This window comes from Sphingomonas sp. S2-65, assembly GCF_021513175.1.
GTDB lineage: Bacteria > Pseudomonadota > Alphaproteobacteria > Sphingomonadales > Sphingomonadaceae > Sphingomonas.
Genome location: NZ_CP090953.1, coordinates 840,354 through 855,859, shown reverse-complemented (window position 1 = coordinate 855,859; position 15,506 = coordinate 840,354). Strand labels below are relative to the sequence as shown.

At 67.3% G+C, this 15,506-nt stretch carries 12 protein-coding genes and 1 pseudogene; 6 read left to right on the top strand and 7 right to left on the bottom strand.

Annotated elements, in window-relative coordinates:
- Window positions 1-43: 43 nt before the first annotated feature.
- From LZ586_RS04055 to LZ586_RS04035, 5 genes are all read right to left on the bottom strand, one after another.
- On the bottom strand, window positions 44-664 hold the full coding sequence (locus LZ586_RS04055) for a TetR/AcrR family transcriptional regulator (protein WP_413777327.1): 621 nt from the start codon (window positions 662-664) through the stop codon (window positions 44-46).
- Window positions 665-775: 111 nt separating this feature from the next.
- On the bottom strand, window positions 776-2,365 hold the full coding sequence (locus LZ586_RS04050) for an AMP-binding protein (protein WP_235078392.1): 1,590 nt from the start codon (window positions 2,363-2,365) through the stop codon (window positions 776-778).
- Entirely contained in the window at window positions 2,362-3,990 is a 1,629-nt protein-coding gene (locus LZ586_RS04045; RefSeq protein ID WP_235078391.1) for a carboxylesterase/lipase family protein, read from the bottom strand. Before LZ586_RS04045 ends, LZ586_RS04050 begins: the two co-directional genes overlap by 4 nt.
- The gene (locus LZ586_RS04040) at window positions 3,987-5,306 is read right to left on the bottom strand and encodes a spinster family MFS transporter (RefSeq protein WP_235078382.1); all 1,320 of its coding nucleotides are present in this window, start codon (window positions 5,304-5,306) and stop codon (window positions 3,987-3,989) included. Before LZ586_RS04040 ends, LZ586_RS04045 begins: the two co-directional genes overlap by 4 nt.
- Window positions 5,307-5,309: 3 nt before the next feature.
- Window positions 5,310-7,637 (bottom strand): TonB-dependent receptor, encoded by a 2,328-nt coding sequence (locus tag LZ586_RS04035; RefSeq protein WP_235078390.1) that lies wholly within the window; start codon window positions 7,635-7,637, stop codon window positions 5,310-5,312.
- A gap of 135 nt (window positions 7,638-7,772) precedes the next feature.
- Here LZ586_RS04035 and LZ586_RS04030 point away from each other — a divergent pair.
- The 6 genes and pseudogenes from LZ586_RS04030 to LZ586_RS04005 all read left to right on the top strand — a co-directional run bounded on the left by LZ586_RS04030 (window position 7,773) and on the right by LZ586_RS04005 (window position 13,901).
- Window positions 7,773-9,457, top strand: a pseudogene (locus tag LZ586_RS04030) (glycoside hydrolase family 43 protein).
- Window positions 9,458-9,560: 103 nt separating this feature from the next.
- Window positions 9,561-9,992 (top strand): MarR family winged helix-turn-helix transcriptional regulator, encoded by a 432-nt coding sequence (locus LZ586_RS04025; protein ID WP_235078379.1) that lies wholly within the window; start codon window positions 9,561-9,563, stop codon window positions 9,990-9,992.
- A gap of 66 nt (window positions 9,993-10,058) precedes the next feature.
- Window positions 10,059-10,562, top strand: a complete 504-nt coding sequence (locus LZ586_RS04020) for a (2Fe-2S)-binding protein (protein WP_235078378.1) — start codon at window positions 10,059-10,061, stop codon at window positions 10,560-10,562.
- Window positions 10,559-11,545: an FAD binding domain-containing protein gene (locus tag LZ586_RS04015; RefSeq protein WP_235078377.1), complete on the top strand. Its 987-nt coding sequence runs from the start codon at window positions 10,559-10,561 to the stop codon at window positions 11,543-11,545. Before LZ586_RS04020 ends, LZ586_RS04015 begins: the two co-directional genes overlap by 4 nt.
- Window positions 11,542-12,225: a hypothetical protein gene (locus tag LZ586_RS04010; RefSeq protein WP_235078389.1), complete on the top strand. Its 684-nt coding sequence runs from the start codon at window positions 11,542-11,544 to the stop codon at window positions 12,223-12,225. Before LZ586_RS04015 ends, LZ586_RS04010 begins: the two co-directional genes overlap by 4 nt.
- Entirely contained in the window at window positions 12,165-13,901 is a 1,737-nt protein-coding gene (locus LZ586_RS04005; RefSeq protein ID WP_235078388.1) for a xanthine dehydrogenase family protein molybdopterin-binding subunit, read from the top strand. The genes LZ586_RS04010 and LZ586_RS04005 overlap by 61 nt, the downstream gene beginning before the upstream one ends.
- On the opposite strand, the gene LZ586_RS04000 is transcribed toward LZ586_RS04005, so the two are convergent.
- Both LZ586_RS04000 and LZ586_RS03995 read right to left on the bottom strand, forming a co-directional pair.
- Window positions 13,879-15,126: a DUF5597 domain-containing protein gene (locus LZ586_RS04000; protein ID WP_235078387.1), complete on the bottom strand. Its 1,248-nt coding sequence runs from the start codon at window positions 15,124-15,126 to the stop codon at window positions 13,879-13,881. The genes LZ586_RS04005 and LZ586_RS04000 overlap by 23 nt on opposite strands.
- The gene (locus LZ586_RS03995; RefSeq protein ID WP_235078386.1) at window positions 15,039-15,437 is read right to left on the bottom strand and encodes a beta-galactosidase; all 399 of its coding nucleotides are present in this window, start codon (window positions 15,435-15,437) and stop codon (window positions 15,039-15,041) included. Before LZ586_RS03995 ends, LZ586_RS04000 begins: the two co-directional genes overlap by 88 nt.
- Between the last annotated feature and the right edge of the window lie 69 nt (window positions 15,438-15,506).

Genomic DNA, 15,506 nt, shown 5'->3' with positions numbered 1-15,506 from the left:
TACCGCAACCCAATTTCACTAACAAGAGAGTGAATGAACGATTTCAGCGCGCCGGCTTGCAGATTTCGAGGAAACCGGCCGCCATAAACGACGCCATTCGCTCCTTAACCGCGACGAAATCGTCCGATTTGCACAATCCGTGCGACAATTTGTCGATCCGGCCGGTGCGCGCGAGCGTGAGCATCAAGGCGCCGGTCACGAAGTGATAGCCCCAGAAAATGTCCTGTTCCGCGCAGTCGGGCAGGGCTTTCTTGAGCAGTGCGATCAGCCGCAGCACGACGGGATCGAAATGCTCGTCCATCAGCTCGGCACCCCACTCCGGCGTGTTGGCGACCTGTGCGCCCAGCGCGGCATAGTTCTTCCAGGCTTCTCCCCCCTCGATATACAGATCGAGATCGGTATCGAGAAAGGCGCGCAGCGCGCCCTCGACGGTCGGCGTGTCCTTGCAGAGCGCCTCATAATCGTCGAGCGCCTGCATCCGCCGCTCGCTGGTCACCACCGCGCGGCGGGCGAACACCGCCTGGAAAAGCTTGTTCTTGTCTTCGAAATAATAGTTCAACAGCGTGTGGTGGACGCCGACGCGCTTGGCGACGTCCTTGAGCGTGACGCCGTAGAGACCATGCTTGGAGAAGAGATACTCGGCGGAGTCGAGGATCAGATCCATGGTTTCGGCGCGCTGTTCGGCCTTTTTGGAGCGTCGCGCGGGTTTGACATTCTCTTGCACGCGAATGTTCTTCGGTCCTGCGCGTGCGGGCGTCAAGCCGCGCGGAAGCGCTCACGCATGCGCATATTGCGAGCGCAAGCGAACCTTGTCGATCTTCCCCGTCGGTGCCAGCGGCATGCTTGCCAGGCGAACGACCGCATCGGGTATCCACCACGGTGCGACCCGTCCACGAAGCGAGGCGAGCAGCGCCTCGTCGCTCACGTCCTGCTCGGCGCGCACCTCGACCAGCAGGAGCGGACGCTCGCCCCATTTCGCGTCCGGCCTTCCGATCACGGCGGCGAGCGAGACTTGCGGAAGCGCGCCGACGACCGCCTCGATCTCGGCAGGGTTGATCCACTCGCCGCCCGACTTGATCAGGTCCTTGGCGCGCCCGGTGATGATCAGGTTCCCATCGGCTTCGATGCGGGCCAGGTCGCCGGTGGCGAACCAACCCTCTGCGTCGGTGGCGCTTTCGTCGTGACCGAAATAGCGTTCGATCACGGCGGCGCCGCGGACGTGCAGATGCCCCTCGAGGCCGCGCTGATCGGGCAGCGGCCGCCCATCGGCATCGGTGAGGCGGAGGTCCACGCCGATCGCCGGCTTGCCGGAATAGGCGGCGGAACGTTGCGGGTCGCCCGGCAGCGCGACGGTGCCCGAGGGGGACAGCTCGGTCATGCCCCAACTGGTCTGGACGGTGACGCCTAGGCGCTGTTCGATCCGCTCCATCAGCGCCGGCGGCAGCGGCGCGCCGCCGACGATGATCCGCTTCAGCGAGGGCAGGGTGCCCCCGGTGGCCTCGAGATGCTCGGCGACGCCGAGCCAGACGGTCGGCACGCCGACACCGACGGTCACGCCTTCCGACGCGATCAGCCGCGCCAGGCTGGCGCCGTCATTATAGCGGCCGGGCAGCACCAGCTTGCCGCCGGCGGCCGGAAGCGCGAAGGGCAAGCCCCAGGCATTGGCATGGAACATCGGCACCACCGCGAGAACCGCGTCGCCGCCCGAGATCGCCATGACGTCGACCTGAAGCAGGCGCAGGGTATGGAGGAAGCTCGAGCGGTGCGTGTAGGTGACGCCCTTGGGCGCGCCGGTGGTGCCCGAAGTGAAGCACAGGCCGGACGGCGTCGTCTCCGCGAAGCCGCCCCAGGCGATGTCGGACGACGCCGTCGCGATCATCGGCGCCAATGCGCTGACGGGTATCCGCGTCGGAGTTGCGGTCACACCGGCATCGCCGTCGATCACCAGGATCTGGCCGATCGGCGCGCCTTCCTCGACGATCCGCAAGGCGAGCGGCAGCAGGTCGGCGCTGGCGATCAGCAGCTTCGCCTGCGACTGGCGGAGCATCGCGGCAAGCTGGACCGCAGTGAGGCGCGGGTTGAGGGTGTGGCAGACCGCACCCATGCCCATCACGCCGTACCAGGCCTCGACATGCGCCTGGCTGTTCCAGGCGAGCGTCGCGACGCGGTCACCCAGGCGCGTGCCGAGATCCGCGAGGATCGAGGAAACCGCCAGCGCCCGCGTCCGCAGTTCGGCATAGCCGATCCGCTGGCTGGCGCCGTCCTCACACGCAGTGACGACCTGTGCATGCGGGTGCCATTTGGCGGCGTGATCCAGGAACTTGTCGAGGGTGAGCGGATAATCCTGCATGCTCCCGTCGATCATCGGCACCCTTCCGTCTTCTTGAGCACGGGAGAGGCGATGCCGGTGTTCCAGTTCCAGGGCTGATCGCCGGCGGCGCGCCGGCGGCAGACCGCCGCCTCGTGCAGCGCGAACATGCCGGGGAACAGCTTGGTGCCCGGGCGCGGCGCCTGGGCAAAGGCCATATAATGCCCTTCCTTGCCATAGGGCTGCCACGTCGGCTGGCCGTTCGCGGCGGGCGTGCCGGTCTTCGCGAAGGAGGACCAATAGCCCATCATCGCGTCCGACATCCGTCGCTCGGCGGGGGTGTCCGGCACCTTGGGCCACAGCGCCGGGGTGCGGCCGGCGGTGCCGAAGACATAGGGGATCTCCGACGCGTGGAAGGCGTGCAGCCCGTTGTCGTCGGTAGCCGGATAGCCATGATCGAAAAGATAGAGATAGCCGCGCTGGCCGATCGCGGTCTGGCCAAGGGCGAGGCGCGTCGAGGTCCAGCCGTAGAGCGCGTCGCGGGTGGTGGCGAGCATGCTCTCGCCGATCGCGTTCGACGGGTAGAGGCGCAGGAACGCGTCCGCCAGATCGCCATAGCGGGCGCGGATCGCCGTTTCATAGGCGGCGGCATCGGCGGGGGCCGGGGGGAGGAGGACACGCAGCGAGCGGATTTCGCCGCTGTTGAAGCCGGCCAATATTGGTACCGGCGCCTGTTCGCCGCGATCCCAGGTCTCGGCCAGCTGCCGGGGCAGTATCTTGCCGTCGACCGTGCCCCAGGGGCCATAGCCCTTGCCCGCGGCATCGCTGGTGAGCTTTTCGGCGTCCATCGCCCGCAGGCCGGCAAGGTCGGCGGCGCCGAGCGCGGTCATCGCCAGCGTGCCGGCCGCTTCGGCCGAAGGCGTGCCGTTGCGCGCCGTCTTCAGGTCTGGCGCGGAAATCATATAGGCGCTCTGGGCGATCGCCCGCTGAAACAGGCCGCGCGCCCGCGGGCTCGCCATCAGGTACATCACGCTCAGCCCGCCGGCGGATTCGCCTGCGACCGTGACGTTGGCAGCATCGCCGCCGAACGCGCCGATATTGTCCTTCACCCAGCGGAGCGCCGCGATCTGGTCGAGCAGGCCGTAATTGCCCGAGATGCCCTCGGGCGATTCCGCGCTGAGACCGGGATGGGCGAGGTAGCCGAGGATGCCCAGCCGATAGTTGATCGAGACGACGATCATGCCGCGCGCGGCCATGCGCGCGCCGTCGTACATCCCCTCATGGCTGTAGCCCGAGACCAGCGCGCCGCCGTGGATCCAGACGAACACCGGCAGCTTGCCGGCGTTCCTGGGCGCCCAGACGTTGAGCGTCAGGCAGTCCTCGCTCATCCGCTCGGGCGGGTTGGTGTAGATGCCGGCGATCTTCGGGCGCGGCTGGACGCAGGCGGGGCCGAAGCTGGTCGCCTTGCGGACGCCCGGCCAAGCCGGCAGCGGCGCCGGCGCCTGCCAGCGCTTCGCGCCCACCGGCGGCTGGGTATAGGGGATGCCCTTGAACAGCCGGAGCGTGCCTTCGGCGCTGCCCTCCAGCCTTCCCGCCGGTGCATCGACGATGGGCGACTGGGCCAGTGCGGGGCTGGCGGCGAGGAGGCATGCCGCGAACGCGGCAGAGGGAAGCTGTTTCATGCGGGAACCTGGACCGGGTTGGGCCCCTCGCGGCGCAGCAACCGCGCGAGCCAGAGGAAGAGCGCGATGGCGAGGAAATAGAAGGGTGTGAGCGTGTAGAGCGCCGATTGCAGGCCATGCGCGTCGCCCTGCGCCTTGAACCAGTCGCTCGCCGCGCCGACCCAGGTGGGGCCGAGGCCGAGGCCGATGAAGTTCATCACCAGCAGCAACAGCGCGCCGGATAGCACCCGCTGGTTGGGCTTCACTTCCTCCTGCACCAGCGCGACCGAGGCCGAGAGATAGAAGTAGTTGAAGGTCATCACGACCGCGAGCAGCACCAGCGCGAGCGGCCAGCTCGGCGCCCAGACAAAGGCGAGGTAGAAGGGCATGGCGATGGCGAGCGATACCGCCGGGGCGATCGCATAGCCGGTGCGCGACCGCCGGGTCATGCGGTCAATCACGCGGCCGGAAAGCACCATGCCGCCGCCCATGCCGAGCGCGAGCACCAGCGCGTACCAGATTGCGACTTCGCCCAGCACCATCCCCTTTTCGCGCATCAGGAACAGCACGGCGAAATTGCCCAGGCCGTAGGTGACGAACTGCGTGGCGCCGCTGCCCAGCGCCGCGAGCATCAGGATCGGCTGCGAGAAGAACATCCGCAGCGTCGGCCAGAACAGAGCCTTTTCCGACGCGTCGCCGCTGCGCACGGCATCGGTCGCGCCGCGTTCGGGCTCACGGATGAACAGCCAGACCAGCACGGCAGTGAGGATGCCGATCCCGCCGACGACGATGAACGGCATGCGCCAGCCGAAGCGCTCGGCAATCGAGGCGCCAAAGGCCACGCCGGCGGCGGCGCCGATCGCGGGTCCGAGATTGAAGATGCCGATCGCCGCCGCACGCTTGCCCGGCGGGTAGGTGTCGGTGATGATCGCGTAGGACGGCGGAACCCCGCCCGCCTCGCCGAAGCCGACCATCATCCGCGCCGCCACAAGCTGAGGATAGCTGGCGGCAAGGCCGCAGGCCGTCGTGGCGCCGCTCCAGATCGCGCAGGCGAGGGAGAGCACCCGCACCCGGTTGGTGCGGTCCGCCAGCCAGCCTACCGGAATGGCGATGAAGCAATAGAACATCGCGAAATACAGCCCGCCGATCAGCCCGAGCTGGCCATCGGTGACTTGCAGCGAGTCCTGAATCGGCTTGGCGAGGATGCCGATCAGCTGGCGATCCAGGAAGTTGAGGATGTAGACGAAGGTGAGCGCCGCCAGCACGAACCAGGGCGGCCGCGCGCGTGCGGTGTCGAGTTCCGGCGCGGACGTCGAGGAGGTGGAAGCGGCGCTCACCGATCAAAGCCCGTAGCCGAGACGGATGCCGATGGTGCGCGGGCGCAGCGTGCCGAACCGGCTGACCAGGAACGCCTCGGGGTGGATGTAGATCACCGAGTGATCGTCGAACAGATTCTCGACATAGAGCTGCGCTGATACCGGCCCGCGCTTCATGCCGAAGCTGACATTGGTGTTCACATATTCGTCGGTTTCGCCAAAGGTCGACAGCGGCACGTTGGGGAGGCCCGGCGTGTTCGGGAACGAGCTGTTGTACGAGCCGACATATTGCGCGTTCACCGCCAGCGTGCCCTTGGTATCCCGGCCCAGGTCGAAGCCGTAGGACAGGAACATCGCGCCCTGGAGCCGGGGCGCCGAGAGGCGGTGGCCGAGCACCGCGCCCGAGATCGCGGCTTCCTCGGCGCTGAGCTTGGTGATCTTGGCGTCGTTATATGCGGCGTTGAAGCCGATGAAGACGTCCTTGGCCGGGATGATCCCCATCTCGACTTCGAAGCCCTTGCTCTGCGCGGCGCCGATATTGGTGGCGAACTGGACCGAGTCCGACACGCGGTTGGCCTGCGCCTGGATGTTGCTCCAGTCGATCAGATACGCCGCGGCGTTGATCGTCACCAAGCCGTTCAGGAAGCGGGCCTTGGCGCCGACTTCGTAGCTCTTCAGGTCGTCCGAATCCGCGCCATAGGGGATGGTGATGTCGTTGGGGTTCACCAGGCTGGGACGCCCGGCGAACGCGTTGACGATCGGCGCGCGGAAGCCGGTGGAGAAGGTGGCGTAGGTGGTTAGCGACTGGCTGGGCTTGTAGCTGACGCTGGCCTTCCACGACGGTTTGGTTCCCGATGCCTTGACGCCCTCGACTGCCGCATAGGGCGTGAAGGTGTTGAAGTTCACCGGGATGCCGAGCAGCGCATAGGTGAAGTAATTCTGGCCGAAGGCGGTGGCGAGATAGCCGCCCTCCTCGGTGAAGCCCTGTGCCGAGGTGCGGCCGTAGCGCATGCCGCCGGTGACCCAGAACTTGTCGGAGAAGCGGTAGGTCAGCTCGCCGAAGCCGGCGAGTTCCTCGCTGATCTGATGGGTATATTGCTTTTGGTAATATTGGTCGGGAAGCCCGGTGAGGCCGCGCGCCGCCAGGAAGGCGAGCGACGAGCGGTAGAAATAGTCCACGTCGCGGCGGCGGTGGAGGTAGAAGCCGCCGACCACGAACTGGAGCGGGCCATCGAGGGTCGAGGCGAGGCGGGTCTCCTGGACGAACACCTTGTCATAGGCGTTGGCGTCGAGGCCGAAGGCGATCGGCGCGCCGGGGTAAGCGGGCTGGCGGGGGAAGGTGCCGGCCAGGTCGAGCCAGAAGCGCTGGTCGAAATCCGAATAGGTCGACGAGCTGGTCAGCGTCGCGAAATCGGCCTGGTATTCGAGAGTGGCGTTGAGGATCGTCTGCTTGCCGGTGAAGCGGTCGGGCTGGTCCGAGACGCGCTTCTCGCGGCCGAGCGAGGGGCTGGTGAGCGAGGAATCGGCGGGATCGCTGTTCTCGTACGAGCCGAGCAGGCGGATCGACAGGCGGTCGGTGGGCTTCCACAAAGCGAGCGCGCGACCGCCATAGTCCTTGAGCGTGTTCGAGTTGTGGACGCCGGTCCCGACATTGTCGAGATAGCCTTCCTCGTTGCGGTAGAAGCCGACCGCGCGGATCGCGAGCTTGTCGGTCACCACCGGAATGTTGAGCATCGCATTGTAGCGCTGGCGGAAGCTGTCCGAGCCGGTGAGGGCGAGATCGACCAGCACCGAGGTGTCGAAATTGTTGAGGTCGGGGCTCTTGGTGAGGATCCGCATGGCGCCCGAAAGCGAGCCCGAGCCGAACAGCGTGCCCTGCGGACCGCGCAGGAACTCGACGCGCTCGACGTCGAACAGGTTCGGGTCGACCACGGTGGTGTTGCCGATCGTCGAGATCGGCAGCTCGTCCATGTATACCGCGACTGAGCTCTGGAGATTGGCGTTATAGCCGTTGGTGGCGATGCCGCGGGCGGTGAAGTTGTTGAAGTTCTGGGTCGGGCGGTTGAGGATCACGCCCGGGGTCTCGCGGGCGATCCCCTCGAAGCCGACGATGCCTTTTTGGGTCAGCTCTTCCTGCTGGAAGGCGGTGACGCTGATCGGCACGTCCTGGATCCGCTCTTCGCGACGGGTGGCGGTGACGACGACTTCGTTCTGGCCCGCTTCCGCGTCATCCTGCTGCGCGGTGGGGCTGAGTTGCTCGACGGTCGTGGCAGGGTCGTTCTGCGCTGCCGCCGGCGAAACGCCGGTCGCGACGGCGACGGCACATGCCGACGCGAGAAGATATGCCCGCATGCTCTCTCTCTCCATGTTTGCCGATCATCTGCGTGCCGGCTTGATCCTGAGGTTGCAGCGATCGCAGGGGCTTGTCAACGTTCACTAACGCGCGTGTGAATGAAATGCGGTTTCATGGATGCGCGATCGCTGCCTATGCTCCGCGCGAAGCCGGGATCCGGCACGAACAAGGAGAGACACGTGCTTCGTCTGCTTGCGCTTGCGGCCGCCCTGGCCGCCACTTCGGCTGCGGCTAGCGACCTCCCGCGCTTCAGCCGGTTCGCCTATGAAGGACAGAGCCAGGAGCAGGCAACCGCGTTGCCGGGGCAGTATCGCAACCCGATCGTGTCGGGCTATTATCCCGACCCGTCGGTCACGCGCGTCGGCGACGATTATTACCTGGTGCTCTCCTCCTTCGCGCACTTCCCCGGGCTGCCGATCTTCCGGTCGAAGGATCTGGTGAACTGGACCCAGATCGGCAACGCGATCGACCGTCCCGGGCAGCTGGATTTCACGGGCAAGCGCACGTCCGAGGCGGTGTTCGCGCCCGACATCTCATATCATGGCGGCACCTTCTACATCGCCAACACCTGTGTCGGCTGCGGCGGCAACTTCGTGATTACGGCGAAGGACCCCGCGGGTCCCTGGTCCGATCCGACCTGGCTTCCGTTCGAGGGCATCGACCCGTCAATCCATTGGGAGGGCGACCGCGCCTATATCGTCAACAACCGAGCGCCCGCCGAACCGCCCCGCTATGACGGACACCGCGCGATCTGGATCCAGGAGTTCGACTGGCGCACGGGCAAGATGGTCGGCGAATCGACGCAGCTCGTAAACGGCGGCGTCGACATCACCAAGAAGCCGGTGTGGATCGAAGGACCCCATATCCTGCGCCGTGGCGGGTGGTACTATCTGACCGCGGCCGAAGGCGGCACCAGCGTCAACCATTCGCAGGTCGTGCTGCGGTCCCGCACGCTGCGTGGTCCGTATGCCGCATTCGCCGGCAATCCGATCCTGACGCAGCGCGACCTGGATCCCACCCGGCCGAACCCGATCACCTCGGCAGGCCATGCGAAGCTCGTCCAGACGCAGAACGGCGATTGGTGGGCCACCTTCCTCGCGGTGCGCCCCTATGCAGGCGACTATTACAATATCGGTCGCGAAACCTTCCTGCTCCCGGTCACCTGGCGCGACGGATGGCCGATCATTCTGCCCAAGGGGAAGGCGATCCCGTTCGTCGCACCCAAGCCCGGACTGCCGGCCCAGCCCCGCGCGGCGCTGCCGACCAGCGGCGACTTCGCCTATGCCGACGAATTCGACGGCACCCGACTGGGCCTCGCCTGGATCGGGGTGCGGACGCCCAAGACGCGGCTCTACCGGCTCGACGGTGGCGATCTGGTGCTCAATTCGGGGCCCGCCTGGGGGACTTGTCGGGCGTTCCCGGGTTCGTCGCCCGCCGCCAGCAGCATCACCGCGCGACGATGAGCACGACGGTGCGGTTCACACCCGACAAGGATGGCGACAGGGCCGGTCTGGCCGCGATGCAGAGCGATCGCAATTACCTGTTCTTCGGCGTGACGCGCCTGGAAGGACAGGCGTGCGTCGCGCTCTATGCGAGCGAGGACGGCAAGGAGCGGCTGATCGCGACGGCCCCGCTGGCGACAAGCGCGCCGGTGACCCTGACGATCCGAACGGACGGCGGCACGATGGCCTTCCTCTATGCGGAATCGGGCGCTTCCAAGACGCTGAAAAGCGATCTGGACGCCAGGTTTCTCAGCACGAAGACCGCGACGGGCTTTGTCGGCACGCTGGTAGGGCCGTATACCTGGCTGTCTTCCTGATCGGTGACTGCGGCAACATCCTCCGCCAGGTTCAGGAGTGAACCTTTGGGGAGACTGCCGCCAAGTCTGGCCAGCCGAGCGCGAAGCACGCTATGCGGCCCTCATGACGAAGCCGACTGACGACCAGATTGCTGCACTTGGCGCGGTGTTCGACACGTTCACGCGCCGGTACAAGCTGGTCGACGCCGCCGGCGCGGGCAAGTCGCTGAACGAGCTCGACAAGCAGACGCTGCTCTACGTCGCCGATCAGCCAGGCTGCGGCCCCAGCGACGTCGCACGCTTCCTGGGCGTGGCCAATACCACCATCACCTCGGCTACCGACCGGCTCGTCAAGCGCGGCCTGCTCGCGCGGCGGCGCGCGGAGGGCGATCGCCGTGCCGTCGCGCTGGCGCTCTCTGCCGAAGGAGAGGCATGTGTCGTCGATATCCGCGCCGCGCATCGCCAGCTCTACGACAGGATGTTGGAGCCGCTATCGACTGCCGAACGCGACAGCCTGATCGGGATGCTCCAGAAGATTGCATCGAACGACGATTGAATAGTACGAAATTCGTTGTATCTAACCCTGCGGACGCGATTGGTGCGTCCGGCCGGAGGAACGGTGATGGCGATCATGATCAACGGCGCAGCGGTTGCGCCGCCCGAGGATGCCCGTGTCTCGTTGCTCGACCTGCTACGAGAGCGGCTGCATCTCACCGGCACGAAGGTCGGCTGCAATCAGGGTGCCTGTGGTGCCTGCACCGTCCTGATCGACGGCGAGCGCGTGCTTTCCTGCCTGACCCTGGCCGTGCAGGTCGACGGCCGGGAGGTCACGACGATCGAAGGTCTGGGCAGCGAAAGCGAACCGCACCCGCTGCAGACGGCGTTCATCGAACATGACGGGTTCCAATGCGGCTATTGCACGCCGGGGCAGATCTGCGCGGCCACCGCCATGCTCCGCGAGATCGAGCTTGGGCTGCCCAGCTACGTCACTTCGGATCTGACCGGGAATGCGTCGATCTCGCGCGAGGAAATACGCGAGCGGATGAGCGGCAATCTGTGCCGATGCGGCGCGCATAACGGCATCGTCGATGCCATCCTCCAGGTCGCGCGGGAGCGGGTGGCATGAACCCGGTGACGTATCTTCGCGCCGGATCGTTCCAAGACGCGGCAGGTCTCGCATCGGGCGATGCGGCTGCCCGCCTGCTCGGTGGCGGCACGAACCTGATCGACTTGATGCGCAAGGGCATCGAGCAGCCGACCCGGCTGGTCGATGTCAGCATGGTGTCGACCATCATCGAACCGAGTGCCGCGGGCGGGCTGATGATCGGAGCCTCGGCACGCAACAGTGCCGTGGCGGCGCATCCGATCGTCCGCGAGCGCTACCCCATGCTCGCGCGCGCGGTGCTGGCCGGCGCCTCCGCGCAGATCCGCAACATGGCGACGGTCGGCGGAAATCTCATGCAGCGGACGCGCTGTCTCTATTTCCAGGATGCCGCGGGCTCCCGCTGCAACAAGCGTGTGCCGGGCAGTGGGTGCGACGCGATCGGCGGGTTCAACCGCTACCACGCCGTTCTCGGCGCCTCGCCCGACTGCATCGCCACCCACCCGTCCGATATGTGCGTCGCGCTGGTCGCACTCGACGCCGTGGTACATGTCGCGGGGCAGGGCGGGGCGAGGGTCATCCCGCTGGTCGACTTCCACCGCTTGCCCGGCGATCGGCCGGACCAGGAGACCATGCTCTCGCCTGGGGAGGTGATCGTCGCAGTCGAACTGCCTGCACCCACGCTTGCGCGCTCGTCCTATCGGAAGGTTCGCGACCGGGCGAGCTACGCCTTCGCGCTGGTGTCGGTCGCCGCAGGGCTGACGATGCAGGATGGCCGCATCGACGATGTTCGCATCGCCTTTGGCGGCATCGGCACCAAACCGTGGCGTGCCCTCCGCGCGGAGGCGTTCTTGCGCGGCAACCCCGCTACGCCGGACGCCTTCGCCGCGGCGGCCGCAGCGGAACTTGCCGAGGCGACGCCGCTGCCGGGGAACGCCTTCAAGATCGAACTTGCGGCACGCACGCTGGCCGCCGTGCTGGGGCAACTTGCTGGAGACGACCGATGAGCCGGATGCAGAACGTCGTCGTTTCGTCGGTCAAGACCGCGCTGGGCTGGGTGCCGGCGCAGTGGCTGCCGGGCGGGAAGCCCGATCCGCTGATCGGACGCAGTGCGGCTATCGGTCGGCAGGGTTCGCGGCTGGACGGGCCTGAAAAGGTCGGTGGCCGGGCACAATTCGCCGCCGAAGTGGCGATGGAGGGGCTTTGCTATGCGAGCCTGGTGCACGCCACGATCACGCGCGGGCGGATGACTCGCCTGGATACCTCCGCCGCCGAGGCTGCGCCCGGAGTGATCCTGGTGGTCACCCATCGCAACATGCCGCGCATCAGCCCGGTCCCCCTGATCGGAGTCACCAACCTCTCCGCAGTGGGCAACAGCAGCCTGCCGATCCTGCAGGACGACGCGGTCCATTATAACGGGCAGGTGGTCGCGGCGGTGCTCGCCGAGACCCAGGAACAGGCCGACCATGCCGCGTCGCTGATCGAGATCGACTATGCGGCCGAACCCGCCAAGACTCGCTTCGACGAAGCCAAGGCGCAGGCGCGCACCCCGGCGTCAATCCTGATCGAGAAGAACCAGGTGTCGGTGGGCGATGCCGAGCGCGAGCTGGCCGCGCGGCGCACCGGGTGGACAATCTCTACCGCACGCCCGGCCACAACCACAATGCGATCGAGCTGCACGGCGTGACGGTCGCGTGGGACGGCGACACGCTGCTCGTCCACGACGCCACCCAGATGATCGCCCCCAGCGCCAACGCGCTGGCGAAGCTGTTCGGCCTAAAGCCCGGCCAGGTCCGCGTGCTTTCGCCGTTTGTGGGCGGCGGCTTTGGCGGCAAGGGCCTGTGGGACCACCAGATCGTAGCGATAGCGGCGGCGCGGCTGGCCGGGCGCCCGGTCCGCCTCGTGCTCGACCGCGAGGGCGTGTACCGCATGATCGGCGGGCGCACGCCATCCGAGCAGCGCGTCGCGCTCGGCGCGGACGCCGACGGCCGGTTCACTGCGCTGATACATACCGGCTATTCGATCATGCCGACTTACGGCGCTTGCCCGGAGCAGTTCAGCCTGAGCGCGCGGGCGCTGTACAGTTCTAAGAGCTTCGAGATCGTCCAGCGCCACATCGACCTCGCCATCGTTCCCAACACCTATATGCGCGCGCCGGGGGAGGCGATCGGCACCTTCGCAGTGGAGTGCGCCGTCGACGAACTCGCGCATGCGATGGCGATCGATCCGATCGAGCTGCGCCGCCGCAACGAGCCCGAGCGCCACCCGATCCACGGCGACGCCTTCTCGCAGCGCGCGCTGACCAAGGCCTATGCCGACGGTGCGGCGCGGTTCGGCTGGGAACGGCGGGCGGCGACCCCGGGCACACGCCGCGAGGGCGAATGGCGCATCGGCATGGGCTGCGCGAGCGGCAGCTTCCCCTATGCGCGGATGCCCGGCGCCAATGTCCGGCTGACGCTGCACGGCGACGGGTCGGCCACGCTCGCCTCGTCGGCGCAGGAGATGGGCATGGGCACTGCCACCGTCCAGGTCCAGCATGCCGCCGACCGGCTCGGATTGCCGGTCGAGGCGGTCCGCTTCGACATGGGCGATTCCGCGCTCCCGGCAGGGCCGATGGCGGGGGGATCGTCGCAGACGGTGTCGATCGCCGCGGCGATCATGGCCGCCACCGACAAGCTCGTGAGCGAGCTGCTTCGGCTCGCCGGCAACGACAGCCCACTCGCCGGGCTGCGCGCGGCCGATGTCCGGCTGATCGACGGCGGAGTCGCCTCGACCGAGGACAATGGGCGCCACGAGAGCTACCGCTCGATCCTGGCCCGCGCCGCCCGCGACGCGGTGACCGTCACCGGCACCGGCAGCGCCCCGCTCGAGATGCTCAAATTCGCGATGCACAGCACCTCGGCGATGTTCTGCGAGCTGCGGGTGAGCGACGTGACCGGGGAGATCCGCGTCGACCGCCTGCTCGGCTCGTTCGACTGCGGCACGATCCTCAACCCCAAGACCGCCGCCAGCCAGTTCCGCGGCGGCATGATCATGGGATTGGGGCTGGCGCTGACCGAGGAAACGCTGTTCGACGAACGCAGCGGCCGGATCATGAACGCGACGCTCGCCGACTATCACGTGCCCGTGCACCTGGACGTGCCGGAGATCGAAGTGATGTGGACCGGCATTCCCGATCCGCGCTCGCCGCTGGGCGCGCGCGGGATCGGCGAGATCGGCATCACCGAGTCGCCGCCGCGGTCGCCAACGCCGTATTCAACGCCACCGGCAAGCGCGTGCGTGACCTGCCGATCACGCTCGACAAGCTGCTTTGAAGGACAGGCTGTGCCGACCGCGCCGGTCAATCGTAACGGTAGAGCTTGATCCGCTGGATCTGCCATTCGTCGTTCAGGCGGATGTGCCGGCCCTGGTGAGTCTGGTCGCCATTTAGCAGCCGGCCGCGCACCCAGCGTCCCTGGGCGTCGAACACGCCTTCCTCGGCCGTGGCGAATCCGGCGAGCGCCGGACCTTGCCCGACCGGCTTGGCCGTCACGGTGATCCCGCGCCCGGCGACCAGATATTCCTCCGGGCCGATCTGGATGATCATGCCGCCGGCCTTGCCCGTGTCGGGCCCGGCCTTGGGGGCGATGATGTCGGCAAACGCGACGGTGAACCGGTAGCCCCCGATGGTGCGTACCTGGGGTTCATAGACCAGCGTTTCGTCATACAGCGCATGCGGCTTGAACCCGGCAATCCGCCCGGTGCCCTGTGCGTCGAGAATATAGGGGCTCAGCTGGCGCAGCACGCCATAAGCGGCGCCAAGCGGATGGTTCGCCTCCGCGTCGATCGACTCGATCGAGAACGGGCCGAAGCCGATCGCGTCCTTCTGGCCAAAGGCGTAGAAGGCGTTGGCCGGTACGTCGAAGCGGTCGGCGTTGTTCGCCTCGGGCACGAACAGCGGGTTGTCGGGCCGGGTATAAAGGTCGACGATGTGCGTGAAGTTCGGGAAATAGATGTCGGGCGCCAGCAGGTCGATCGACGGCGCGCCGGCCTTCCAGACATCGATCAGGTGCGGCAGCGGGCCACCGCTCGGATACTCGCCGGGTGCGCGGCCCGGGCGGTTTAGCGCCACGTTGACGTACATCGGCATCGCATACGCCGCCTTGCCCGCGCGCGTGAGCGCGTCGGCGAAGCGCGCATAATGCCACGCGGTGAACACTTCCTCGGCGGCGTCGCCGCGCCCGAACAGCTCGGTCCAGCTGCCGCTGGTGCGGGCGCCGTTATCCTCCCACAATTGCTTCATCTCGGGCACCAGCGACGCGCGATGCTCGGAAAGGTAGCGGGTAAGCGCGGCCGGCACCGGCTCGCGCCAAGCCGCCTGCGCCAGCGGGCCGTAATCGCGCGCGACCGGCAGCATGCCGATCTCGTTCTCGACCTGAGTCATCACCACGGTGTGCTGGCGTTCGTCGGTCGCGCGGATGTGCGCCATCAGCGCGGCGAAGGCGCGCGCGTCGGCGGCGATCATCTCGGGCGAATGCGCCGACAGGATCTCGACGCCCTGGCCGTTGGGCCGCTGCGCGCGGGGCGCGTCGCGTCGCGCTTCACCCATTCGGGCACATAGGTCGACATGCTGTTCTTGTAGGCGCCGAACCACAGCACCACGATCTTCAGGTCGTTGGCGCGTGCCGAGCGGATCAGCGTGTTGACGCTGCTCCAGTCGAACTGCCCCTCGCGCGGCTCGATCATGTCCCATTGGATCGGCGCGAGCACGGTGTTGAGGTTCAGCGCGCGCAGCCGCGGCCAGTGCGGCTCCATATAGACCGGGCTGGACGCGCTCGAATTGCCGAGTTCGCCCGCGATCAGCAGCATCGGCTTGCCCTGGACGTGCAGCTGGGTGGCGGTGCCGTGGCGCACCAGCACGGGCGGATCGGCTCGGGCGGCGCCGGCGGCGGGCGGCGGCCAGCGCCGCCCCGGCCATGATCGTGCGGG